Origin of the sequence: Rhodococcus sp. NKCM2511 (assembly GCF_014905595.1) — a bacterium.
GTDB lineage: Bacteria > Actinomycetota > Actinomycetes > Mycobacteriales > Mycobacteriaceae > Rhodococcoides > Rhodococcoides fascians.
In genome coordinates, this window is sequence record NZ_BNHJ02000001.1 from 2,616,347 (window position 1) to 2,639,361 (window position 23,015).

The 23,015-nt window shown below is 65.3% G+C and carries 26 protein-coding genes; 14 read left to right on the forward strand and 12 right to left on the reverse strand.

Annotated elements, in window-relative coordinates:
- Positions 1-31 precede the first annotated feature (31 nt).
- A complete protein-coding gene (locus JLZ96_RS12035) occupies positions 32-733 on the reverse strand; it encodes a type 1 glutamine amidotransferase domain-containing protein (protein ID WP_027495228.1) in 702 nt (233 codons plus the stop codon).
- A 117-nt stretch (positions 734-850) separates the two neighbouring features.
- On the reverse strand, positions 851-1,612 hold the full coding sequence (locus JLZ96_RS12040; protein WP_201010191.1) for a putative protein N(5)-glutamine methyltransferase: 762 nt from the start codon (positions 1,610-1,612) through the stop codon (positions 851-853).
- Positions 1,613-1,693: 81 nt separating this feature from the next.
- On the opposite strand from JLZ96_RS12040, the gene JLZ96_RS12045 reads away from it, so the two are divergent.
- Entirely contained in the window at positions 1,694-2,077 is a 384-nt protein-coding gene (locus tag JLZ96_RS12045; RefSeq protein ID WP_032369572.1) for an MmcQ/YjbR family DNA-binding protein, read from the forward strand.
- A 46-nt stretch (positions 2,078-2,123) separates the two neighbouring features.
- Positions 2,124-2,930: a pentapeptide repeat-containing protein gene (locus JLZ96_RS12050; protein ID WP_201010192.1), complete on the forward strand. Its 807-nt coding sequence runs from the start codon at positions 2,124-2,126 to the stop codon at positions 2,928-2,930.
- Between the two features lie 4 nt (positions 2,931-2,934).
- On the opposite strand, the gene JLZ96_RS12055 is transcribed toward JLZ96_RS12050, so the two are convergent.
- Positions 2,935-3,132, reverse strand: coding sequence for a DNA-binding protein (locus tag JLZ96_RS12055; protein WP_032385108.1), 198 nt, complete (start codon positions 3,130-3,132; stop codon positions 2,935-2,937).
- 35 nt (positions 3,133-3,167) lie between these two features.
- On the opposite strand from JLZ96_RS12055, the gene JLZ96_RS12060 reads away from it, so the two are divergent.
- Positions 3,168-4,055 carry an oxidoreductase gene (locus JLZ96_RS12060; RefSeq protein ID WP_027495223.1) on the forward strand — a complete coding sequence of 296 codons (888 nt, stop codon included), beginning with the start codon at positions 3,168-3,170 and terminating at the stop codon, positions 4,053-4,055.
- Here the strand turns inward: JLZ96_RS12060 and JLZ96_RS12065 are convergent.
- Entirely contained in the window at positions 4,043-4,576 is a 534-nt protein-coding gene (locus JLZ96_RS12065) for a TetR/AcrR family transcriptional regulator (RefSeq protein WP_201010193.1), read from the reverse strand. The two genes, JLZ96_RS12060 and JLZ96_RS12065, sit on opposite strands and share 13 nt — an antisense overlap.
- 60 nt (positions 4,577-4,636) lie before the next feature.
- Between JLZ96_RS12065 and zapE the strand changes: the two genes are divergently transcribed.
- Positions 4,637-5,554: a cell division protein ZapE gene (zapE, locus tag JLZ96_RS12070; protein ID WP_201010194.1), complete on the forward strand. Its 918-nt coding sequence runs from the start codon at positions 4,637-4,639 to the stop codon at positions 5,552-5,554.
- On the opposite strand, the gene JLZ96_RS12075 is transcribed toward zapE, so the two are convergent.
- Positions 5,507-5,887 carry a hypothetical protein gene (locus JLZ96_RS12075; protein ID WP_032369575.1) on the reverse strand — a complete coding sequence of 127 codons (381 nt, stop codon included), beginning with the start codon at positions 5,885-5,887 and terminating at the stop codon, positions 5,507-5,509. The genes zapE and JLZ96_RS12075 overlap by 48 nt on opposite strands.
- 336 nt (positions 5,888-6,223) lie before the next feature.
- On the opposite strand from JLZ96_RS12075, the gene JLZ96_RS12080 reads away from it, so the two are divergent.
- From JLZ96_RS12080 to JLZ96_RS12095, 4 genes are all read left to right on the forward strand, one after another.
- Complete coding sequence (locus JLZ96_RS12080; RefSeq protein WP_145916547.1) at positions 6,224-6,598, forward strand: hypothetical protein; 375 nt, start codon at positions 6,224-6,226, stop codon at positions 6,596-6,598.
- Between the two features lie 88 nt (positions 6,599-6,686).
- Positions 6,687-7,796 (forward strand): LLM class flavin-dependent oxidoreductase, encoded by a 1,110-nt coding sequence (locus tag JLZ96_RS12085; protein WP_032382324.1) that lies wholly within the window; start codon positions 6,687-6,689, stop codon positions 7,794-7,796.
- Positions 7,786-8,241: a MarR family winged helix-turn-helix transcriptional regulator gene (locus JLZ96_RS12090; protein WP_236253918.1), complete on the forward strand. Its 456-nt coding sequence runs from the start codon at positions 7,786-7,788 to the stop codon at positions 8,239-8,241. The genes JLZ96_RS12085 and JLZ96_RS12090 overlap by 11 nt, the downstream gene beginning before the upstream one ends.
- Positions 8,241-9,125 (forward strand): pirin family protein, encoded by an 885-nt coding sequence (locus JLZ96_RS12095; protein WP_201010195.1) that lies wholly within the window; start codon positions 8,241-8,243, stop codon positions 9,123-9,125. Before JLZ96_RS12090 ends, JLZ96_RS12095 begins: the two co-directional genes overlap by 1 nt.
- Positions 9,126-9,151: 26 nt before the next feature.
- Here JLZ96_RS12095 and JLZ96_RS12100 read toward each other — a convergent pair whose 3' ends face one another.
- From JLZ96_RS12100 to JLZ96_RS12115, 4 genes are all read right to left on the reverse strand, one after another.
- Positions 9,152-9,697 (reverse strand): ribonuclease H, encoded by a 546-nt coding sequence (locus JLZ96_RS12100; protein WP_032382323.1) that lies wholly within the window; start codon positions 9,695-9,697, stop codon positions 9,152-9,154.
- Between the two features lie 137 nt (positions 9,698-9,834).
- Entirely contained in the window at positions 9,835-10,467 is a 633-nt protein-coding gene (locus JLZ96_RS12105) for an MBL fold metallo-hydrolase (protein ID WP_201010196.1), read from the reverse strand.
- Complete coding sequence (locus JLZ96_RS12110) at positions 10,464-11,549, reverse strand: S-(hydroxymethyl)mycothiol dehydrogenase (protein ID WP_201010197.1); 1,086 nt, start codon at positions 11,547-11,549, stop codon at positions 10,464-10,466. Before JLZ96_RS12110 ends, JLZ96_RS12105 begins: the two co-directional genes overlap by 4 nt.
- A 37-nt stretch (positions 11,550-11,586) precedes the next feature.
- Positions 11,587-11,847, reverse strand: coding sequence for a DUF3263 domain-containing protein (locus JLZ96_RS12115; RefSeq protein ID WP_230074136.1), 261 nt, complete (start codon positions 11,845-11,847; stop codon positions 11,587-11,589).
- A 133-nt stretch (positions 11,848-11,980) separates the two neighbouring features.
- Here JLZ96_RS12115 and JLZ96_RS12120 point away from each other — a divergent pair, with 133 nt between their 5' ends.
- The 3 genes from JLZ96_RS12120 (at position 11,981) to JLZ96_RS12130 (ending at position 14,938) form a co-directional block, all read left to right on the forward strand.
- A complete protein-coding gene (locus JLZ96_RS12120; RefSeq protein ID WP_236253919.1) occupies positions 11,981-13,273 on the forward strand; it encodes a LuxR C-terminal-related transcriptional regulator in 1,293 nt (430 codons plus the stop codon).
- Positions 13,270-14,283: a GlxA family transcriptional regulator gene (locus JLZ96_RS12125; protein WP_256989017.1), complete on the forward strand. Its 1,014-nt coding sequence runs from the start codon at positions 13,270-13,272 to the stop codon at positions 14,281-14,283. The genes JLZ96_RS12120 and JLZ96_RS12125 overlap by 4 nt, the downstream gene beginning before the upstream one ends.
- 109 nt (positions 14,284-14,392) lie before the next feature.
- A complete protein-coding gene (locus JLZ96_RS12130; protein WP_201010229.1) occupies positions 14,393-14,938 on the forward strand; it encodes a hypothetical protein in 546 nt (181 codons plus the stop codon).
- Here the strand turns inward: JLZ96_RS12130 and JLZ96_RS12135 are convergent.
- The 3 genes from JLZ96_RS12135 to JLZ96_RS12145 form a co-directional block, all read right to left on the reverse strand.
- Positions 14,884-15,759, reverse strand: coding sequence for a helix-turn-helix transcriptional regulator (locus JLZ96_RS12135; RefSeq protein WP_052053602.1), 876 nt, complete (start codon positions 15,757-15,759; stop codon positions 14,884-14,886). The genes JLZ96_RS12130 and JLZ96_RS12135 overlap by 55 nt on opposite strands.
- 81 nt (positions 15,760-15,840) lie before the next feature.
- The gene (locus JLZ96_RS12140; protein WP_201010722.1) at positions 15,841-17,031 is read right to left on the reverse strand and encodes an MFS transporter; all 1,191 of its coding nucleotides are present in this window, start codon (positions 17,029-17,031) and stop codon (positions 15,841-15,843) included.
- A 115-nt stretch (positions 17,032-17,146) separates the two neighbouring features.
- Positions 17,147-19,585, reverse strand: coding sequence for a LuxR C-terminal-related transcriptional regulator (locus tag JLZ96_RS12145; protein ID WP_201010230.1), 2,439 nt, complete (start codon positions 19,583-19,585; stop codon positions 17,147-17,149).
- Between the two features lie 180 nt (positions 19,586-19,765).
- Between JLZ96_RS12145 and JLZ96_RS12150 the strand changes: the two genes are divergently transcribed.
- From JLZ96_RS12150 to JLZ96_RS12160, 3 genes are read left to right on the forward strand one after another with little or no spacing between them, the layout of a single operon-like run.
- On the forward strand, positions 19,766-20,635 hold the full coding sequence (locus tag JLZ96_RS12150; protein WP_201010723.1) for a DNA-3-methyladenine glycosylase: 870 nt from the start codon (positions 19,766-19,768) through the stop codon (positions 20,633-20,635).
- A gap of 50 nt (positions 20,636-20,685) precedes the next feature.
- Complete coding sequence (locus JLZ96_RS12155; RefSeq protein ID WP_201010231.1) at positions 20,686-21,630, forward strand: aldo/keto reductase; 945 nt, start codon at positions 20,686-20,688, stop codon at positions 21,628-21,630.
- Between the two features lie 33 nt (positions 21,631-21,663).
- Positions 21,664-22,962 carry a multidrug effflux MFS transporter gene (locus JLZ96_RS12160; RefSeq protein WP_374758048.1) on the forward strand — a complete coding sequence of 433 codons (1,299 nt, stop codon included), beginning with the start codon at positions 21,664-21,666 and terminating at the stop codon, positions 22,960-22,962.
- Positions 22,963-23,015: the final 53 nt, after the last annotated feature.

A 23,015-nucleotide genomic window follows, 5' to 3' on the forward strand; every position in this document is an offset into this window, starting at 1 on the left:
CGTGGGCAGAACACCGACCGTCCACGGCGTCTTACTTAAGGGCGCTGACCAGCTTCTCCGCGAGAGGACGCGTCGATGCGGGATTCTGGCCCGTGTAGAGGTTGCGGTCGACGACCACATGCGGCGACCAGGCGTCGGCGTTCTCGAACTTGGCACCGTTCTCACGCAGCCGGGTCTCGAGGAGCCATGGGGCCTTGTCGGCGAGCCCGGCCTGGGTCTCTTCCTCGTCGGTGAAGCCGGTGAGCTCGTACCCGTCGAAAGCCCAGGAGCCGTCGGTACGGACGGCAGGCAGGAGGGCCGCAGGTGCGTGGCACACCGCCGAGACCACCTTGTTCGCGTCGAGGAAGTCGACCACGAGGGCACCGAAGCTCGTCGAGACGGCGAGATCCTCCATGGGCCCGTGGCCGCCGGGGACGAACACGACGTCGAAGTCGGAGGCCTTCTGGTCTTCCAGCTTCGCGGGCGAGGACAGGATCGACTCGATCGAGGCCAGGTAGCTCTTCTGGTCCGCCACCTTCTGCTCGTCGCCGCCGTTCGCGTCGACGGCAAGGCTGCCTTCGTCGACGACCGGCGCCTTGCCACCCGGCGTCGCCACCGTGATGTCCCACCCGGCCTCGACGAATGTGCGATGGGACTCGACGAGTTCCTCGGCCCAGTACCCGGTGGGGTGCTTGCTTCCGTCGTTCAGGGTCCAATGGTCGGCAGCGGTTACCGCGAACAGCAAAGTAGTCATGGTCGAACAGCCTCTTTTCTCTATCGGGATCCGTTCGGGAATGCCACGAAACGCCGCAGTCGAAACGCCGCAGTCGAAACGCGCCTCCGAAACCGGCCGTGTATGGCACTCGTCTCGTCACGTACGCGAAGCGATCACGACCACCGCGTCGAATTCGTCCGATGCGCTCACCCGCGCGTGGAATCCGCAGTCGCGCACAGCCCGCAGAGTCGAATCAGCCAGTGCTGCACTGCTTTCGATCAGCAAGTGACCGCCGGGGGCCAACCATGCAGGCGCCCCCTCGGCCACGAGACGGTGGAAGCGGGCACCGTCTTCGCCGCCGTCGAGCGCGATCCGCGGCTCGTGCAATCGCGCTTCTCGCGGCATCAGTTCGATGTGGGCCGTCGGGACGTACGGCGCGTTGACCACTATCGCATCGAAGGATCCGAGCAACTCCGGCGGCAAGGCGTCGTACAGATCGCCGCGGTGCACCGTGCCCCCGACGGCAGCCAGGTTGCGCGTGGCGCATTCCACGGCCGCCGCGTCGAGATCGGCGGCATGTAATTCGGTGACGCCACCGACCGACAGTCCTACCGCACCCGATCCGCAGCACATGTCCAACAATCGCGACGGCTGCAGTGCTGCAGCGCAATTCACCAGGAATTCAGTTCTCCGACGGGGCACGAATACCCCCGGTTCGACGGCGACGCGTCGACCACAGAACCACACCCAGCCGACGATGTGTTCGAGCGGTTCCCCTGCGACACGGCGAGCGAGCAGGGCGGCGAGATCGTCGCTGTCCGATGCAGATTCGATCAGAATGTCGGCTTCTTCTTCGGCGAACACGCAGCCGGCCCCGCGCAGACCGGACACGACCTCGTCGTACTCGGGTCTCACCATGGATGGAGCCTCCTCCAAGTGCCTGCGCCCAACTGCCCCGCGCTGAAATACTGTAGCCCGGCATGTGTCACAGGGAGTCGAATGAACTGGGAACCCGAGGTCCGACAGATGTGTCTGGCGTTGCCCGAGACCTACGAGGAGCAGGCGTGGGTCGGTACCCGATGGCGGGTACGTGGCCGCACCTTCGCCCACGTCCTCGACATTGTCGACGGCACTCCTCCGGCATTCGCAACAGCAGCGGGGACCGACGGACCGGCTCACGTCCTCGTATTCCGTTCCCGAGGAACAGAACTCGACGCATTGTCGAGGCAGGACGGCTTCTTCGCCCCCGGCTGGGGACCCGAGATCATCGGCATGCTGCTCGACGAGTCGGTGGATCGAACGGAACTCGGCGAGTTGATCACGGAGAGCTACTGCACCCGGGCCCCGAAAAAGCTCGTCGCACTCCTCCGACGTCCGGAGTGACGATTCTCGTTTGACGCTGCGGCTGCCCGAAGGACAGAGTGAGCACATGAGCCCACCCGAGAATCTGCTCGCCGATTGCGGCAGCTGTTTCGGACTCTGTTGCGTTGCTCTGCCCTTCGCCAAGTCGTCGGATTTCGCCGTCGACAAAGCCGCGGGGGAACCGTGCCGCAACCTGCAGCAGGACTCCCGCTGCGGCATCCACTCGTCGCTTCGGGAGAAGGGCTTTCCCGGATGCACGGTGTACGACTGTTTCGGTGCGGGGCAGAAAGTGTCGCAATCGACGTTCGCGGGACGGGACTGGCGAGAAACGCCGTCGAACTCGTCGGAGATGTTCGCGGTGTTCCCGATCATGCGGGATTTGCACGAGTTGCTCTGGTACCTGGCAGATGCACGTGGCCGGACATCGACCGCATCCCTGCACAGCCGGCTTACCCGCGAATACAGGGAGCTGGACACTCTCACGTCGGGGACTCCCGAGAGCCTGCTGTCGGTCGACGTCTCCGTACTGCGCTCGCGGATCAACGAGGTGCTGCTCGATGCCAGCGATCTGGTGCGCGCGGAAGTGTCGGGCAAGAAGAAGAACTATCGCGGACGCGACATGATCGGAGCCAAGTTGGCAGGTGCGGATCTCCGCGGTGCGAGCTTGCGGGGTACGTACCTGATCGGGGCGAATCTGCGCGGTGCCGACTTGCGCTGGGCCGACCTGATCGGGGCCGATTTTCGCGGTGCCGATCTCCGCGGTGCGAATCTGCGCGAGACGATCTTCGCGACGCAATTCCAGATCAACGCGGCGCTCGGTGACCGATCGACACAGCTACCCGATGCGTTGGCCCGTCCAGGACATTGGACGTGACCGTTCAGCTCAGTGATCTGCCGGTGCGCTCGAGGGCTTCCTGAACGATCCTCACTGCCTTCGGTCCGACTCCGTGCAGTGACGCGAGCTCAGCAGCGGGCACCCCGGCCAGGTCGTCGAGACAGGTATATCCCGCAGCTCGCAATGCCCGCATCGCAGGGTTTCCGATCTCTGTCGGAAAAAGGGGTTCTGCTGTACTCACCGGCGCATTCTAAAACAGACCGGTAGCCTGTTGCCGTGCCCGAAACCAAGCAGAAACGCGTTGTCATCACCGGTGCGAATACCGGTATCGGCTACTACACGGCTCTGGAGCTGGCCAAGCGCGGCGATCACGTGACGCTTGCCTGCCGCAACCAGGACAAGGCCGACGCCGCAGCGGCGAAGATCCGCGCGGAGGCCCCGAACGGAACTGTCGACACGGCCACCCTCGACCTGGCCGATCTCGGTTCGGTCCGCAAGTACGCCGAGTCGGCTCCCGAATCGATCGACATTCTGATCAACAATGCGGGCGTCATGATGCCGGCGAAGCGAACCGAAACGAAGGATGGTTTCGAGCTCCAGATCGGCACCAACCATCTCGGCCACTTCGCGCTGACCGGGTTGCTGTTCCCCAAGCTCGCCGCCGACGCGAAGATCACGACCGTCGCCTCGGTCGCGCACCGTCAGCGCCCCAAGCTCGACTTCGACGACCTCCAGCTCGAGCGTGGCTACAACGCGCAACGCGGATACGCGAACTCCAAGCTCGCCAACATCCTGTTCGCGCTGGAATTGCAGCGTCGGATCGACAAGGCCGGATCCAAGGTCACCAGCAATGCGGCACACCCCGGCATCTCGTCGACCGAGCTCTACTCGAGCCCCGATGGCTTGGGCAGCAACAAGATCCTGGCGACCCTGGCACCCATCGGACTGAAGTTCATCTCTCAGTCCGCCCGTGCCGGAGCGCTTCCCACGCTCTATGCAGTCGACGTCGCAGGCGGCGGTACCTACAGCGGTCCCACATCGCTGTTCGAGTCCCGCGGCAAGCCGGGCCCGGCGAGCATGACCAAGATGGCCCAGGATCCCGCACTCGCAGCCCAGCTGTGGGACGCCAGCGAGAAACTCACTGGAGTCGGCTACCCGTTCTGAGACGGAATCCCGGCGAGATAGACCGATATCGGAAGCCGTAGTCCCGCAGCCCCTTTCGCGGTTCCACGGCCGAAAATCGCGTCGGCCATCAGTCCCTCGCACAGCGAGACCAAGCCGTCTCCGTGGGCTGGATCGTCGAACAGTTCTCTGGCCCGTTCGAGTGAGAAGAACGAACGGGCCAAGTCGGCCCTGATGTCGGCCGGGACCGCAGGATCGAGCATCAGCGCGTAGCGAGCCCGGAGCTCGACCATGCGATGGGTGATCGCAGCGTCGAGATAGCGAGCGATCACCGTCGCAACATCGGTTTCTGTTCCGAGAATCTCCAGAAACGATGCCCGCGAGAGCTCGATCAGGCGGGTAGCCACGGCGGCGAGCAGATCGGCCTTGGTGCGGAAGTAGTAGGACGTCGAGCCTGCCGGAAAGTCCAGCGCCGAATCGATCGACCGGTGCGTCAACACGCGCAAGCCGTCTCGGGCGATGACGCCGAGCGCGGCGTCGGCGATGGCGGTGCGGCGGTCCACAGCAGTGACCGTACACACGCCCTCTACAAATGTAGAGTCGCGGGGCGTACGGTTCGTCACATGAGGCCGACCGCATCGCGACACGTCTTCGACGCTGCCTTCACGCTCGACGACGCACAGGCTGCAGCGGCAGACACGTTGTCGACACCCGGCGACAGAGGTGTCTACCTGTGGGGACCGGTCGGGCGTGGCAAGACCTGGCTGCTGGACAGCTACTTCGCCGCGGCCGACACCTCCGCGAAGAAGCGCGTGCACTTCCACAGCTTCTTTCGCGATCTCCACGCGGCGTACTTTCGCCACGGGTTTTCCATCGACTCAGCCATCGACGATGTCCTGTCGACAGGATCGGCTCCGGCGGCACTGCTGTGCTTCGACGAATTTCACGTCCACGACATCGGAGACGCCCGCCTCATCACGCGCATGCTCGACGCACTCTTCGCTCGTGGCGTCGTCCTGGTCGTCACCTCGAACTACGCGCCCGACGAATTGCTGCCGAATCCGCTGTTCCACCCGGCGTTCGTCCCGACCATCGAGAAGCTGAAGAAGTGCCTCGACGTAGTCCGTGTCGACGGCCCCGTCGATTACCGCGCCGCCGGCGCCAGTGGATCGCGCTTTGCCTCGGGGACATGGACCGTGGGGCCCGTCTCGGGTGGTCGAACGTTTGCCGAGCTGTGTTGCGCTGCCCGCTCGACGGGCGATTACCTCGAGATGGTCCAGAAAGCACCGCAGCTGACGATCACCGACATTCCGGCTCTCGCGAGCGTGGACGACTTCGCGGCTCAGCGCTTCGCGAATCTGGTCGATGTTCTGTACGACCGCGATGTGCGTACCGAATTCCACAGCGTGGTGCCGCTGACCGAATTCGCCGTCGGATGCACCGGACTCGATACCGACAGATTGATCAGTCGACTGAGCGAACTGGGCTCCCGGTCACGCGAGTGCGCGGCGGACAGAGTCAGGATCCCCGGCTCGCAGTAGCTCTTCACCGCGAGCGAGGAGAACGACCTCGTTACCGTCGAGCGCGAGCCCACGGCACGCCAGGCCGGCTCCTTCCCACAGCAGAACGAGCTCGAGAATCAGCCGCGCGAGAGTGGCGTCGGGATTGCGGCCGATGCTCCACGACCAGTTACTGACTCGGATTCCGGCGTCTCGGGCGAGCGCCTCACCCAGCCGAGATCCGGTCACCCACGGATACATGTCGTCCAGGACCGGCGTGAAGGCGGAGGTGAGCAGTGCCGCAGCAAGATCACGACGGTCTCGCCCCAGCAGCGCTCGAAGTTCGGCGGACAGTTCGGTCTTGGATGCCGGCATCTCCGAATCCTAGACGCGCGCTCGATTCGAACTGCGGCACGTCGGTGCATCCAACGAACTCGAATACGGGCCTACGGTCGCGCAGCACGCAGTTTGGTCATCACAGCTTCGTGCTCCTGGGGAGCAAGGGGGTAGGGGACTCTGTCACCGGTGTCGTTGAAACCCATGCGACAAACCCACGCAACACAAAGGGAGACACCCACTACTGACGGCGGTCGGGGGCGACAGCAGTAGCGGGTGTCTCATTGTCCATTCGGGGCCCGTCGCCGGGTGGATGGGTAGCGGATGGGAAATTCTTTCGAAGTTTTTTCACCGACCGAGGCATAGCCTGTGACCATGCCTTTCACAGCAGCGAACCACTACGACTTCAGCGGTGACGACCTCACCGGAACCGTCGACGCCCATCGCTCCGCCGGAGTGTGGGCGGCGCAGCTCGTCCTCAGTGGAGAGACGCTGGAATCCACCGACGTCACCCGATCCGATCTGGGATTCGAGGTGCGGACCGTCGTCGAGACCCTCTCGGACGGTAACCGGACCCACCTGCTCGTCGTTCTGCCCCGCGTCAACATCGATACGGACGACGGCCAGGACGTCACGTTCACCTCGTACGCAGTGCTGTACACCGTGCACGGCGGAACCACCGAGCAGCACGGCCCGACCGAGTCGTACGACGTGCGGTTGCTCACCGGAACCGCGTCTCTCGTGCAGTGACCGCCGCGGAAATAACCCGGACCGCACCCCGGTTGTACGGCATAGTCAATGCAAACGCATGAACTTGTCGTTCGGGTAGGAGCACGCCATGCAGTTCGGAATCTTCACCGTCGGAGATGTCACCACCGACCCCACCACCGGGACTACGCCCTCCGAGCACGAGCGCATTCGATCGATGGTCACCATCGCCAAGCATGCCGAGGACGTTGGTCTGGATGTTTTCGCGACCGGCGAGCATCACAATCCGCCGTTCGTACCCTCGTCACCGACGACCATGCTCGGCTACATCGCGGCCACCACCGAGAAGTTGATCCTGTCGACGTCGACGACGCTGATCACGACGAACGACCCGGTCAAGATCGCCGAGGACTACGCGATGCTCCAGCATCTGTCCGAGGGACGCGTCGACCTCATCATGGGTCGCGGCAACACCGGCCCGGTCTACCCGTGGTTCGGACAGGACATCCGTCAGGGCATCCCATTGGCTCTGGAGAACTACCAGCTGCTGCGACGCCTGTGGACCGAGGACGTCGTCACGTGGGAGGGAAACTTCCGGACGCCACTCGACCGGTTCACGTCCACTCCTCGTCCGCTCGACGACATCGCGCCGTTCGTCTGGCACGGGTCGATCCGCAGCCCGGAGATCGCAGAAATCGCCGCCTACCACGGTGACGGCTTCTTCGCGAACAACATCTTCTGGCCGAAAGAGCACTACATCCAGCTCATCGATCTCTACCGGGAGCGCTACGAGCACTACGGCCACGGCCGCGCCGACCAGGCCATCGTCGGTCTCGGCGGTCAGGTGTTCATGCGCAAGAACAGCCAGGACGCGGTGAACGAATTCCGACCGTACTTCGACAACGCACCCGTCTACGGCCACGGCCCCACGATGGAGGAGTTCACCGAGCAGACCCCGCTGACCGTCGGATCTCCGCAGCAGGTCATCGAGAAGACGCTCGCATTCGCAGACTACTTCGGCGATTACCAGCGTCAGCTGTTCCTGATGGACCACGCCGGCCTGCCGCTGAAGACAGTGCTCGAACAACTCGACATCCTGGGCGAGGACGTCGTACCGGTATTGCGCAAGGAATTCGCTGCCCGACGCCCGGCCGGCGTTCCGGAGAATCCTCCGACCCACGCCTCGATGCTGGCAGAGAAGGCCGCGGCCGCTGCGAAGGAACCAGCCGTTGCCGTCTGACACGGAGGTGGCGGTGAACGCCTGGGAGTCGCTCTTTCGCTCCCAGGTTTCCCTGATGCGCCGGTTCGCCGCCGACGACATCTGGGATCCGATCGGCATGCGCGAATACGACGTGCTGTTCACCCTGAGCACCAGCCCGGGCCGCAGACTCCGACTGCGTCGACTCAACGACGAGATCCTGCTCAGCCAACCGTCGCTGAGCCGGATGTGCGACCGACTCGAGGCGATGGGTTACGTTGTCCGAGAGCATGATCCGTCGGACAAACGCGGGACCGTGATCTGCCTGACGGACGCGGGATCAGACCTGCAGGCCTCGATCGGACGCAAACACGCCGCCCGCATCAGGCGCTACGTCGGCGATGCATTGGACACCGACGAACTCAGGACACTCGACAGTCTGTGCACCAAGCTCAGACTCGCCCAGACCGACATCCGGGAGCACTGATGATCCAGGTCCTCACCCCACGCGAGGTTCCACTCGGCGGCCCTCGTGCCATGAAGGTGCGCCGCACCCTGCCGCACAAGGACCGATCCCTCATCGGCGCATGGTGTTTCGCAGACCACTACGGGCCCGAGCACTCGCGCATGGACGTCGCACCGCACCCGCACACCGGCCTACAGACCGTCAGCTGGCTGTTCTCCGGTGAGATCGAGCATCGCGACAGCGTCGGATCTCATGCGATGGTGCGGCCCGGGGAGCTCAACCTGATGACGGCCGGGCAGGGCATCAGCCACTCCGAGGTGTCGACACCCGACACCGACATCCTGCACGGGATGCAGCTGTGGGTGGCACTGCCCGCCGTATCCCGTTTCGTGGCACCGACTTTCGAGCACTACGTTCCCGATTCGATCTCCCGGCCCGGCCTGACCGCTCGGGTGTTTCTCGGATCGCTTCTGGGCGGGACCTCGCCGGTGTCGACGTACACGCCACTGCTCGGAGCGGAGATCGTGCTCGACGCCGGGGCGCGGGTCAGTGTCGAGATCGACGAGTCCTACGAACACGGAGTTGTCGTCGACCACGGAGCGGTGACGCTGAACGAGACCGATCTGGCCGCAGCCGAACTCGGCTACCTCGAACCCGGGCACCGGTCGATGCAGCTCCACAATCCCGCCCGCGAACCGGTTCGATTCCTCCTGTTGGGCGGTCCGCCGTTCGGTGAACAGATAGTCATGTGGTGGAACTTCGTCGGCCAGAGCCACGAGGACGTGGTGGAGTATCGGGCCGCGTACGAGGCCGAGAACGGTCAGTTCGGCACCGTGGAGGGCTACCCCGGGCCCAGGTTGCACGCACCGGAACTACCCAACGCGCGGATGAGACCCCGCGGCTGATCCGGAACGTGCGCGCGGCTCGGCCGTCAGAACAGGGTGGCGATCTCCGGTTCGGACGGGCGCGGCGCAGCGGGAACGGATGCCTTCTGTGCAACGGGTCCGCTGCGGGCCTCGGTCGGTGCAGGCACCGCGTTCGCTCCGGCGGCCGCGATGGCACGGGCGGCTTCGCCCGCCAGCGCGTCGGCTGCTTCGTTGAAGTGATTGCCGACGTGGCCGCGAACCCACCGGAATCGCACCGGCCCTTCGCGTTCGGTGATGGCTCGCTCGATGCTCTGCACCAGATCGAGATTGCGCACCGGAGTGCCGCCCGCGGTCTTCCACCCCTTGCGCTTCCAGCCTGCCAGCCACTCCGACGCGCACTTGATGGCGTACTGAGAGTCCGATTCGATCAGCAACGGCTCCGGGCCGGGGTGGGCCAGCACTGCCTCGAGAAGGGCGCGGAGCTCGGCTACCTGGTTGGTGCCCGAGGGCTCGCCGCCGGAGTTGCTCGGACCCGTGTGATTGACCCACGCCCACCCGATTGCTCCGCCGGGGTTACGCAGACAAGAGCCGTCCGTACTCACGATGATCACGGACAGGACCCTACTTCGGGCCACCGACAAACCCCGGCTGACTCGCCCCGGCAGCCGGGAGAGACTTCTCCCAAGCTGGGCATCGGTGACACTGTGCTGCTGGGCATCGGTGACACTGTGCAGCGAAACATCGAACCTCAATTCCCGCGGGCGATCCATTCTTCGAGGTGCGGGGACTCGTCCCCGATACTCGTTCCGTCTCCGTGCCCGGTGTTGACTCGGGTCTCGGCGGGCAACGCGAACAATCGATCCCGGATCGAGCCGATGATCGTCGGGAAATCCGAATACGACCGCCCCGTCGCCCCGGGCCCACCGGAGAACAACGTGTCCCCCGAGAACAACTGACCGGCCTCGGGCAGATACAGACAACTCGACCCCGGCGAATGACCGGGAGTGTGAAACGCCACGATCTCCGTCCCCGCGACGGTGATCCGCTGACCGTCCTCGAGCACCGAATGCCCGATGCCCGGATGCGTCTGCTCCCACAACACATCATCGGCCGGATGCAGCAGAATCGGCGCATCCAACTCCCCCGACAACTGCGGCGCAACCGTCACATGATCGTTGTGACCATGCGTACACACGATCGCCCGCACAGCACGACCGGCGACCGCATCGACGATCGGACCGGCCGTATGCGCAGCATCGACGATCACCACCTCGTCGTCGTCACCGACCAACCAGATGTTGTTGTCGACCTCCCACTCGCCACCATCGAGCGCGAACGTCCCCGACGTGACCACCTTCTCGACTCGCAACTGCCCACTCACAGGACCACCACCGAACGCAGCACCGTGCCCTGATGCATCTTCTCGAACGCCGCCTCGATATCACCGAGACCGATCCGTTCGGTCACGAACTTCTCGAGCGGCAACCGACCCTGCTCGTACAGATCGACCAACATCGGAAAATCCCGCTCCGGTAGACAATCGCCGTACCACGACGACTTCAACGACCCACCCCGGGAAAAGAAATCGATGAGTGGCATCTCCACCGTCATCTCCGGCGTCGGCACCCCGACGAGGACGACGGTCCCGGCGAGATCGCGGGCGTAGAACGCCTGCTTCCAGGTTTCCGGGCGGCCGACGGCATCGATGACCACATCCGCCCCGAACCCACCGGTCAACTCCTGGATGGCCTCGACGGCATCGACCTGCGAGGCATCGACAGTGTGGGTGGCCCCGAGTTCGAGAGCCCAGTCGAGTTTTTTCTTGTCGCGGTCGACGGCGATGATCGTCGACGCCCCCGCCAGGCGGGCCCCGGCGATCGCAGCATCACCGACACCGCCGCACCCGATCACCGCCACCGAATCACCGCGGGAAACGTTCCCGGTGTTCATCGCCGCACCCAGCCCGGCCATCACCCCACACCCGAGCAACCCGACGACCGCCGGATCGGACTCCGGGTCGACCTTGGTGCACTGGCCTTCGTGGACGAGAGTCTTGTCGGCGAACGCCCCGATCCCCAACGCCGGCGACAGTTCGGTGCCGTCGGCGAGAGTCATCTTCTGCGACGCATTGTGGGTGTCGAAGCAATACCAGGGGGTGCCCTTCTTGCAGGCTCGGCATTCCCCGCACACCGCCCGCCAGTTCAACACCACGAAATCACCGACCTCGACATGAGTGACAGCATCACCGATCGCTTCGACGGTGCCCGCGGCTTCGTGGCCGAGCAGGAACGGGAACTCGTCGTTGATGCCGCCCTCGCGGTAATGCAGATCGGTATGACACACCCCGCACGCGGCGATGGTGACCACGACATCGTTCGGGCCGGGATCGGGAATGGTGATCGTCTCGATCGAGACGGGCTCACCCTTCGCCTTCGCGACGACGGCATGAACGGTTTGTGACACAAGCACTCCTGAGGTCAGGTGATGTACGGAGGACGATTCACTCGCCGAGCCAGAGCCTGCGGCGGCACACCTCGAGCAACGCGGACATCGTGTCGCGGTCGAGAGTCGATTCTGTGTCGGGTTCGCGAAGCACTGCGGCGAGCCTGGTGAAGTATTCGGTCGGGCTGATTCCGAACCCGACCAGAATGTCCTCGGCCGGCCCGCCGCCGTAGGGCATCCACCGGGTCGCGAAGTCGATCATGCGCTTCGTTTCCGGGCAGCCGAGAGTCGACGCGAGGGTTTCGGTGGTCGTCCTCAACGGTGTTCCCTTCGTCGATGAATCCGATGTCCAGGTTGTCGCCATACCGCGAGAAAAGAACCACGCACAACGGCTAGCAATCACTGGCCGAACGGACATCACACGACGCCGCTCCGAGTACTAGGATGCGCACGTGAGCAGCTCTGCCCCGTCGACCCCCGCCAGGTCCGAATCGACCGACTCGCTCGCCGCGCTCCGGGAGGTCCTGACCGGTCCGCTGGTCGAGATAGCTGCTCGTTTTTCGTGGTGGTCGTCGCAGCGGTATCCGCACTCGGCGATGATCATTTTCACCAGGGAATGCACCGGCCGTCCGAGAAAAGTCAGTGGCGACGAGTCGATGACGAGCCGCGTGACGATCAAGGAGCTCGACGACCTCAAGCAGTCGGTGCAGCAGAGTGGGCGCCGAGCTCTGGACGGCCCGGGGCGCCTGGCCGGTGCACAGCGACGTCTCGCGACGCAACTCGACGACACCACCGACACCCTGCTGGTTCTGGTGCCCAAATCCGCTGCGCCGCAGTTCGATCCGGATTCCGATGTCGGCGTTGCCTTCGGAATCGTAGCCACCTCCATCCGCCATCAGGTGGTACAGGCGAGTCCTGCGTATCTCGCCGAATCCCTGGCGGCCTCGAGCGAGCGTGCTCGGGTGATCTCCGAGATGGTCGACGCCCACGTCGATACCCTCACGTCCGTGCTGTCCACGCTGCGCTCGAAGGACCTCGATGACGCGCGAGCACGCGCAACCGCCAGCGATACCGCGTCGGCGGCACTGATCGAGCTTCGCTCCATCGAAGAAGCCAACCGTGAGCTGGGGCAGGAAGCAGTGACCACCGCCTTCGCCAGGCTGCAGGGGGAGCTCGCCACTGTGTTGGACCAGTCCTCGATCGACGTCGAATACGTCGCTCCCCCAGTCGACGGAAGACCGGTCCCCGGCGAGATCGCACGCGCGGCGCGAGCCGTGGTTCGGACCGTCGTACTCGCCTACGTGGCTCAGCCGGATGTTCGACGGGTACGTATCGCGTGGGATTGCGACGGAACCAACCTGCTGCTCGAAGTCCGCAACGACGGCCTGCACGCCTGCGACACCGAGACTCTGACCCAACAGCTCTCCGGACGCGTGCACACCCTCCGGGGATCGATCTCATTCGAATCCACCGCCGGGTGGGGATCACGCGTGAGCATCGCGATTCCTCTCGACCCGCCTCCCGCACGAGCCGACGAACAACTTCTCGCCGCCCTCAACCGTCGCGAGAGAGAAGTTCTCGGTTACCTCGCGTACGGCAAGCGCAACAAGGACATTGCCGCGAGTCTCAACATCGGCGAGAGCACGGTGAAGTTCCACGTCGCAAGCATCCTGAAGAAACTCGAGGTCAAGACCCGCGGTGAAGCGGGTGCCGTGGGCATGAAGGCCGGAATCCGAGCATCGTGACGCGTTCGACCACTCGGGTGTACGACGACCCGTCTCGGCGTGGTCCGAGCCAGCGTCGGCGCATCGGCATTCTGCTCTTCGACCAGGTCAAGATGCTCGACTTCGTCGGCCCGGCCGAGGTCTTCCTCGAAGCGAACCAGCGAGTCGACGGCTACGACATCGTCTTCCTCTCGATCGACGGCGGTGACGTGGTGACCTCGATGGGAATGACGGTGTCGGTGAACGCCGCCGTCGCCGACAGCGGCGACTTCGACACCCTCATCGTTCCCGGTAGCGAATCGGCTCCGGCCGTCTTCGAGGACCCGGCGTTGCTCGACGCGGTGGCGCTGCTCGCGCCCCGAGCGCGGCGGGTGGCGTCTATCTGCAGTGGTGCGTTCGCGCTGGCGGGATCCGGTCTGCTCGACGGCCGGAGTGCGACCACTCATTGGAAGTTCACGGCGGCTCTGGCGGAACGCTTTCCCGACACGCGTGTCCAACCGGATTCGATCTTCGTTCGCGACGGCGACATCTACACCTCGGCCGGGGTCGCTGCCGGAATCGATCTGGCGTTGGCGTTGGTCGAAAGTGATCACGGTGCCCCGATAGCCAGAACGGTCGCGCAACTACTGCTGGTGTACATGCAGCGCTCCGGCGGCCAGTCGCAGTATTCGGTGTCGCTGAAGGGTCCACCGCCACGGACCCAGGTCTCTCGCGCTATCACCGACTACATCCATGCCGACCCGACACGACCCGCGAACCTGAGCGCTCTCGCGGCACACGCCAATGTCAGTGTGCGGCATCTCAATCGCATCGTGCGCGAGGAACTGGGCACGACGCCTCTCGACTACGTGACCGCGATGCGTCTCGATATCGCGGTAGCCGCACTCGAGTCCGGGTACTCGGTGGCCCGGGCCGCTGCCGACGCAGGATTCGGCACGCCCGCTGCTTTTCGGCGTGCGTTCGTCACCAAGTTCGGTGTGACACCGTCGGATTACCAGAGAAAGTTCCGCACGACCGATCCAGCCCAGTGATACTCGGCCCCAACGCTTTCGTTCACCTCGGGAGGATCGCTCACCACCGGCCGAAGGTGGCCCTGGCAGGGTTAGCGGACCGGCGACCGCCTGGATCTATGGTCGAACCATGCACAACGTGGAGGCGCTCGAGTCCTGGGCGTATTCGCCTGCAGTTCTGCTGGATCGGCATCTGACCGTCGAATCGTCCACGATGCTCGCTCGCGCGGTGTCGCCGAGCTTCGCCGAGGGGGTCAATCTGGCCGTGTTCACATTCGTCGACGCCGGTTCGCTCTGCAGCGATCGAGACGATCCCGCCGACGACCCGCCTACTGGGTGGGAATCGTCGGCGGATCAGGTGGTCGCCATGCTTCGTGAGTCGTTGGATCGGCACGAGCCAGACGACTCCTTTCGCCGCATCGTCGGCGAACTGTCCACCCGTAGTTCGGCATTCGCGCAGAAGTGGGCCGGTGAGACCAGCGCGAGAAAAACCGGAACCGTGACGATCGAACATGCCGTCGTCGGTCCGTTGATGCTCGACTACCTGTTCATGCCTGCCGCCGAGGACCACGTACTGATGGTGCTGCGGCCCCGAACAGCACAGTCGAGGGCAGCTCTACGTCAACTGGCCGACGCGGTCCGATCGTCCGAATCGGACCGAGGAACAACGAACTGAGTGTCGCGGCTGGGGACTCCGGCAACCAGATGCCGGATCGCCGATGCCGACCGACTACCGGGATCGGCGAAGTAGGTGGTGATGAACTGCCCACCCTCGCCGACGATCTCCAAAGTCTGCGAACGGAATTCGACCAGACCGAACGGCTCCACCGGGACGACGGAGATGCTCGACGACAACGGCCGTACGTCGTGCTTGGCCCACATCCTGCGAAAAGCGCGGCTCTCCACCGACAATCGGCCCACCAACTCCGTCAGTCGCGGGTGACCCGGTGCCGCGTGGAATCGCAGCGCCGACACCATTCGTTGCGCCGTGACGGCCCAGTCCTCCGGCGAGGCGGCACTGTGCTCGTGCGCGAACACATCGAGCATCAGGTTGGTACCCACTTTCAGGCCCGGCGTCATCAGCGCAGCCGGACCGTTGAGCGCAAGCAGATCGTGATGGCGGTCGGTGATGTACGCCGGCGTGTGGACCCACTGCTCCAACACCCGGGCCGACGCCTCGGTCACTCGCGGCGGAAGCGCCTCGACCACGGCCGGGCCGGACTGCGCGCGCGCCACCCGGTGGAAGTACGCCCGCTCGTCCTCGTCCAAACGCAGAGCCCGACTCAGCGCAGCCAGAACCTGTTCGGAGGGTTGATGATTGCGCCCCTGCTCGAGTCTCAGGTAGTAGTCGGCGCTGATATCGGCGAGCCGGGCGATCTCTTCTCGTCGCAGGCCGCGCACTCGGCGGTTGCCGTCGCGCACCAGACCCACCTGCTCGGGTTGCAGCGATTCCCGGCGCACCCGAAGGAAGTCCGCAAGCAACGAGCGTTCGGCCATCGTCAGGACCTCCTGTCGACAACCATCATCTCCTACCCGCCGTCCCGAATCGAGTGCGAATCCGGCCCACTGTCGACCGTTTCAGGACACGGCAGCCCGAGACTTGCGCAGATCGATGGTCAACAGCACGAACGCCACCGCCGCGAGCACCGCAATCACGACGGCGAACACCACTCCCGCCGTCACCAGGCCCCATCCGGTTGCCACAGCTCCGGCCCCGATCACCGGTACCGAGATCGCGATGTACAACACGACGAAGAAGGTCGAGGTGACCTCTGCCCGACGGTGCGGAGGTAGCTCGGCACCGATCGTGGACATGCCGTTGGCGAATGTCATGCCCTGACCGACGCCGCAGAGCAGCGCCGCTACCACCAGAACGGCCAACGAGGTCAGCAGCAGCGACGCGGCCAGGAACACCAGACCGAGCAGCAGCAGCGCGCATCCCCACCGCTGCGCCGACGCGGGATCGGCTGCGCGCAAAGCAATCTGGGCTGTCGCCGACGCAGCGAAGACCGTGAACACCACCACCCCGGTGACGGCGTGATTGTCGACTCCCAACACACTGCCGATGAATCCCGGCGAGACGGCAGTGAACAGGCCAAGTACGGCGAACCCCGCGAATCCTCCGATCGAGGCGCGCACGAAGGTGCCGCGCACCTCCGGTGGAACGGACAGCCGCTGCATGTGCGGGCGTGCTCCGCCGTCGACCCGCACCGTCTCCGGTGCGAGGAACACCGCCACTGCTGCCGCAGCCAGCAGAACCATGTCGACGACGAACGTCAGACGCAACGGTTGCGGTAGGTACTCCGCGAGCACTCCGGCCACCAACGGTCCGAGGCCGAGGCCCCCGATGTTCGCTGCGGTAGCGATCGCGGATGCACGGTCACGCCATCGTTCGGGTACCAACTCGATCAACGTCACCGTCGCGGTAACGACGAAGATGCCGGCCGAAATTCCCGACAACACGCGGCCGATCACCAGGGCCGTCAGCGAGCCGGCGGTGACGAACACCACGGCGCTGATCAATCCGAATGCTATGGCCGCCAACAGCATCGGGCGTCGTCCCAACGAGTCGGACCAGCGGCCGAACGCCAACAGAGCTGCGAGCACACCGACGGCATACGCCGCGAACACGAGGGTGACGACGAAGACGGAGAAGTGGAACTCGACCTCGTAGAGCGCATATAGCGGCGTCGGCATGGTGGTGCCCATCATCGCCACCACGAACGCGAACGCAACTCCGACGAATGCCGTCGCACTCGACACCGACATGCGGGGCGACGACTTTTCGTCCGATCGGGTCACGCTGATCTCCTGTTCTGCAAGGGCCGTCCGTCCTGTGCCGTCGACAAGGAGATCGAACCAGAGCCGGCGAGTACGTGCTCACTCACCGTCCGCCGCCCTCGTAACGAAGGAGTGCGTCCCGCAGCGCGGACCGCGTGGTGATCTGCAATTTGGGAAACACTCGGTACAGATGACCGCCGACAGTACGAGCCGAGAGATACAGCTGTTCGCCGATCTCCTTGTTGGTCAGACCGGCGGCAGCAAGCGACGCGATGCGTAGTTCCTGCCCGGTCAACCCCGAGCCCGCATCACCCTCACGCGGGTGCGAGCCGGCTCCTGCAGCCCGTAGTTCGTCCTCGGCTCGGCGCAGCCACGTGCGTGCACCCAGTTCTGCGAACAGATCTGCGGCGTACCTCAACCGACCGCGGCTTTCGACGACCCGGTGGTGGCGGCGCAGCCACTCGCCGTAGACCAGCGCAACCCGCGGCGCATCGAAACACCATCCAGCGGTGCGTAGTTCATGCAGACTCGCCTCGAAGAGCGCCTCGGCTCCGGCCTCTGCCAGCATCGCTTCGGCTGCAGTCAGCAGCGCACTGTGGCGGGCTCCCCAGAAATCGGGCCGGGTTCGGCGCAGTCGGTCGAGATACGTGCGCGCCTCGTCCGACCGCCGCAGCCGTACACAGGATTCGACGTAATCCAGTATTTCGAGTGGTCCGTACGGAGTGATCGAACAGTGCTCCGCCGAGAGATCGCGGCGGCGCATCCGCTCGTAGGCGACGTCGAAGCGGCCCAGTGCCACCGATTCGGCTGCAGTACAGCTCTTCTCGCCACCAGCGACAGCTGGCACCGAGGATTTCAGCAGGCCCTCCTGCTCGTCGAAGAGGCCATCCGGCAGTCCCGAGGAGACGGCCTCGGCGAACGCAGAGAACTGTCCGCGAGCGGCGAGTGCGGCGAGGTGCCGCAGCCGGGTCAGAGACTCGGCGGCCGGAAACCCAGCTGCGACAGGGTCCAGCACGTCCGACAGCCGACAACTGTCGTTCGGATCCCACAGCAGGGTGGGCAACGCCAGCTGCAGCAGTATCGGTTTCCACGGGTCTCCGGTGCGCAGCGAGGCTCGTACCGCGTCCAGCAGCGCCGGGCTGTCGAGTGCCCGCACGTGCACTCTCGAACCCGAGACGCCGAGAGACCGCGCGACGAGCACGTTGACCGGATCGAGATGCTGTTCGTATTTGACCGCCCATTGCAGGCCCTGGGCAACGAGTTCGCTGTCACCGCTCAGTGCGCTGTACGCCAGAGCCGAACCGATCAACTGGTCGACGACGTCCGGGGCGACCGCATTCGGCAATCGATCGAGAGCCTGCACGACGACGCCGAACGCAGCACGGGGGTCGCCTCCCCGGGCCACGGCGGCAAAGGCCCGGGCCGGAACGGTCTCGGACAGGGCCGCATCGGGATGTCCCGACCGCATACGGTCCAAGATCGCTACCGCGAGATCGACGAAGCCGGCGAATGCCGCCATGGACGCCGCCCGCGCCTCGAGGGCCTGGGCGCGTCCACGATCGGATTCGAGCGCTACTGCACGGCAGAGCAACGCCACCGCCCGGCGGTAGCGATGCTGCGACGCCAGGTCGTGCGCCCGCTCGTCGAGCGCAGCGACGAGGCGCGCGTCGGGCGCTCGGGCTGCGAGTGCTCGATGCACCAGACGCTCGTCGGGCGTCAGCCGTGTGTCGACAGCCGATTCGAGGTGAACGGAGATGCGCTCCTCGGCGGTCGAGGAGGCAAGAATCCACAGTTGTGCGACAGTGTCGCCATGTGGGTGGGCGGCCACGGAGTCGCCACCGTGCTCGCGAGAGACGATGTGTCGCAACGCATCGCCGAGAATGTGACGCCTGGACTCCTCGTCGAGCCCGGCGACCTCGAACGCGCCGATGTCGGCGAGCGTATCGGTGAGATGGGCGCGGTCGAGCATCGCGCCGCCGACGGATGGATCCCGGCCCCAGATCGGCGCAGCGCGAGCGAGTTCGGTCGCGACGAGAGGGTTTCCCTGCGACAGCTCGATGATCAATTGCTGTTGCGACACAGTGGTTTCGGTGCCGGTCAACAGATCGCGCACCGCGTCGTCGGGCAGGGGTCGCACACGATGGAAGGCGAACTCCCGCCACAACGGCGGCGGGACGGTGTCGACGGTCGTGGCGATACACCGGACATGCGGGCTACGTACCGCCGTCTTCACCGCACGAGCGAGTCGGTCACGCGAGCCCGCGGGCAACAGATGCAGGTCGTCGATCACCAGCAGCGTCGGCGTCGCGTCGTCCGCCACCAGATCACCCAGCAGCCCCTCATCGAGCAGCCCCGCGAGGCACGGCAGATCCACCACCCGGAAACCCAGCGCTGTCGCCTCGCCCGCGATGGTGTTGGCAACCGTGGACTTGCCGATGCCTCGCGCACCCGAGATCACCAGGATCCGCCGGTTCTCCGGCGAAGCGGACAAACACGAGCGGCCCTCACGCAGCACTGCGTCGCGATCCGGTGATGTGGGCATTCGTCCAATATATTTTCACCCGTGTCTGCGCAAGGGTGTTGAATATGGCCCTGGCAGGGACACACTGAACCGGCCGACCACGACTGCGACGGAGGTGACCGAGCGTTGACCGAGAACGCCTCCTCCGGCCCTACCGATCACGGCGTCACCCGCCTCGTCGACTTCGATCAGCGCGTCGATATTCGAATGTCCCTGTCACCGCTGCGTCGGGGCCGCGGCGACCCCACCTACGAGTCCACGCCGGACGGCGCCGTGTGGCGGACGTCGCGCATGATTTCCGGCCCGGTCACGTACCGATTGGTGCAGGCCTCACCGAGCAGCGTCATGGTGCGCGCCTGGGGGCCCGGTGCCGACGAACTGCTCGACGCTGTGCCGGCTCTCCTCGGCCGGGACGACGACCCCTCGAGCTTCGCTCCCGAGCATCCGATTCTGCGCGAGGCACACAGACAACTTCCGCACCTACGCCTCGGCCGGACCGGTCTGGTGCTCGAGGCACTGATACCGGCGATCATCGAGCAACGCGTACACGGCATTTCGGCGTTCGGCTCGTGGCGATACCTGGTGAGCAAGTTCGGCGACCCCGCACCGGGCCCGACCCCGAAGACGATGTTCGTGTTTCCCACCGCCGACGTGTGGCGACGCATCCCGTCGTGGGACTACCACCGCGCCAACGTCGACCCGGCCCGGTCGAAGACCATCGTCCGTGCCGCGCGCGCAGCCGCACGCTTGGAGGAGGCGTCGACGATGACGCCCGAGGATGCGCAACGCAGGCTGCGCGCGATCCCCGGTGTCGGCATCTGGACCGCGGCCGAGACCGCTCAGCGCGCCCTGGGGGATCCCGACGCGTTGTCGGTGGGCGATTACCACCTGGCCGCGGTGGTGGGCTGGTCGCTGTTGGGTAGACCGATCGACGACGCGGAGATGGTCGAGTATCTGCAGCCCTTGGCACCACATCGACATCGCGCGATTCGGCTCCTGTATCTCAGCGGCAAGGCGACCAAGCCGAAATTCGGGCCACGGACCGCGCTGGTGGACCACACCTGGCACTGATCCCGGCCTGCTCGTACAGTCGAGTTGTTCGCCGACCTAAGGAGTAGTTCGTGGTTGCTATCGGCACGTCCGATCTGGACATCTTTCCGCTTGCCCTGGGCGGGAACACCTTCGGCTGGACCAGCGACGAGGACACGTCCTTCGACATCCTGGACGCGTTCACCGCAGGAGGTGGCAATTTCGTCGACACGGCCGATTCGTACTCGGCGTTCGCCGACGGCAACTCCGGCGGTGAATCCGAAATGATCATCGGCAAGTGGATGACGGCCCGCGGCAACCGCGACGACGTCGTTCTCGCGACCAAGGTGAGCCAGCATCCCGAGTTCCGCGGTCTGGCACCCGACAACATTCGGGCCGCAGCCGACGCATCCCTGGCCAGGCTGCAGACCGATCACATCGACGTCTACTACGCGCACTACGACGACGACAAGACGCCGTTGGTCGAGTCCCTGGCCGCGTTCGACAACCTGGTCCGGGCAGGAAAAGTTCGCCACGTCGCCATCTCGAACTACTCCCCCGCGCGGGTCCGCGAGTGGCTGGGCCTGGCGAAAGACAACGGTTTTGCGGCACCGATCGCACTGCAACCGCACTACAACCTCGTTGCCCGTCGCGACTACGAGGGTGAACTGCAAGCCCTCGCCGTCGACAACGGCCTCGGGGTGTTTCCGTACTTCTCCCTCGCCGCCGGCTTCCTGACGGGTAAGTACCGCACCCGGGAGGATCTGGCCGGTACCCAGCGCGAGCGACTGACGACGGGCTATTTCTCCGACGCAGGCCTGGCTGTGGTGCAGGGCCTGCAGGAGATCGCCGACTCCCGCTCGGCCGAGTTGTCGAGTGTGGCTCTCGCCTGGTTGCTCGCTCGACCGGGCATCACCGCACCGATCGCGAGCGCGAGCTCGCTCGCTCAGGTACCGGCTCTGCTCGACGCGCCGACACTGCGTCTGACCAGCCACGAGGTGGACACACTCACCGGACTGTCCGACGCGGTGGCGTAGGACACGAAAGTTGTAGTCAGCAACGGGAACAGAATCCGCTCCTGCGCTGCTGACCTTCGGGTGGCCCCAGCATCGAACACATCCGTAACCAGCGCGCAGGTGACCGACACGCGCGAGAGCAGCACGTCGGCTCCCACAACCGAGCCGACGTCACGCGAGCGCCTCCGGGTGATCCTCGTACTCGGCGCGCTCATCGCCCTCGGTCCACTGACCATCGACATGTACCTGCCTGCACTTCCTGCCATCGCCGAGGATCTGAACACCCCGTCGTCGGCAGTGCAGCTCACGCTCGCGGGAACTTTGGTCGGCCTCGCGCTCGGCCAGCTGGTCATCGGGCCGCTGTCGGACATCGTCGGCCGACGTCTGCCCCTCATCGTGGGCACCGGAGTGCACATCCTGGCGTCGCTCGCCTGCATCGTTGCTCCCAACATCGCCGTACTCGGCGGCCTGCGTGTGATTCAGGGCCTCGGTGCCGCAGCTGCTGCCGTGGTCGCCATGGCCATCGTCCGAGATCTGTTCAGCGGGCGCGCCGCCGCGACCGTCCTGTCTCGCCTGATGCTCGTCATGGGTGTCGCTCCGGTTCTGGCACCGTCACTCGGCGGTGCGGTACTTCTCGTCGGTTCCTGGCGGCTCGTGTTCGCCGCGTTGGCGATCATGGGCGTGGCGTTGATGACGCTGGCAATCGTGTCGCTGCGCGAGTCCCTGCCGCCCGAGCGTCGTCGAGCCAGTGGCGTCATGCCCGTTCTACGGACCTACCGATCGCTGCTGCGGGACACGCAGTTCGTCGTCCTCGTCATGGTCGCCGCCCTGGCCATGTCGGCACTCTTCGCGTACGTCGCCGGTTCGTCGTTCGTCCTGCAGGAAGAGTTCGGCCTCGACGAGCAACAATTCGCCATCGTCTTCGCGGCCGGTGCGATCTCTCTGATCGGCGCATCCCAGCTCAACGTCCTGCTGTTGGGACGCTTCGCACCGGTGCAGATCGTCCTGTCGGCGCTGTCCTTCGGCGTCGTCGCCGGCGCGGTCATGGTCGTCCTGGCGGTCACCGGGGTCGGCGGAATGGCTGGGTTCGTCGTCCCGCTGTGGTTCGTACTCGGGGCCGTCGGGTTCGTCATGCCCAACGCGCCCGCGCTGGCGCTGTCCCGCCACGGGGAAGCGGCAGGCGGCGCAGCTGCACTACTCGGTGCCGCGCAGTTCGGGCTCGGGGCAATCGTCGCACCGATCGTCGGTGCACTGGGCAACGACGCGATCGCCGTCTCGACGACGATGGTCGCCACCTCGGCGGCGACGCTGATCGCACTCGGGTCGGTGACCGTCCTGTCCGCACGTCGATGACCTCACTCGCGTCATCGTGTGGGCCATGGCGGTCACCCCACTAGGGTGACCGC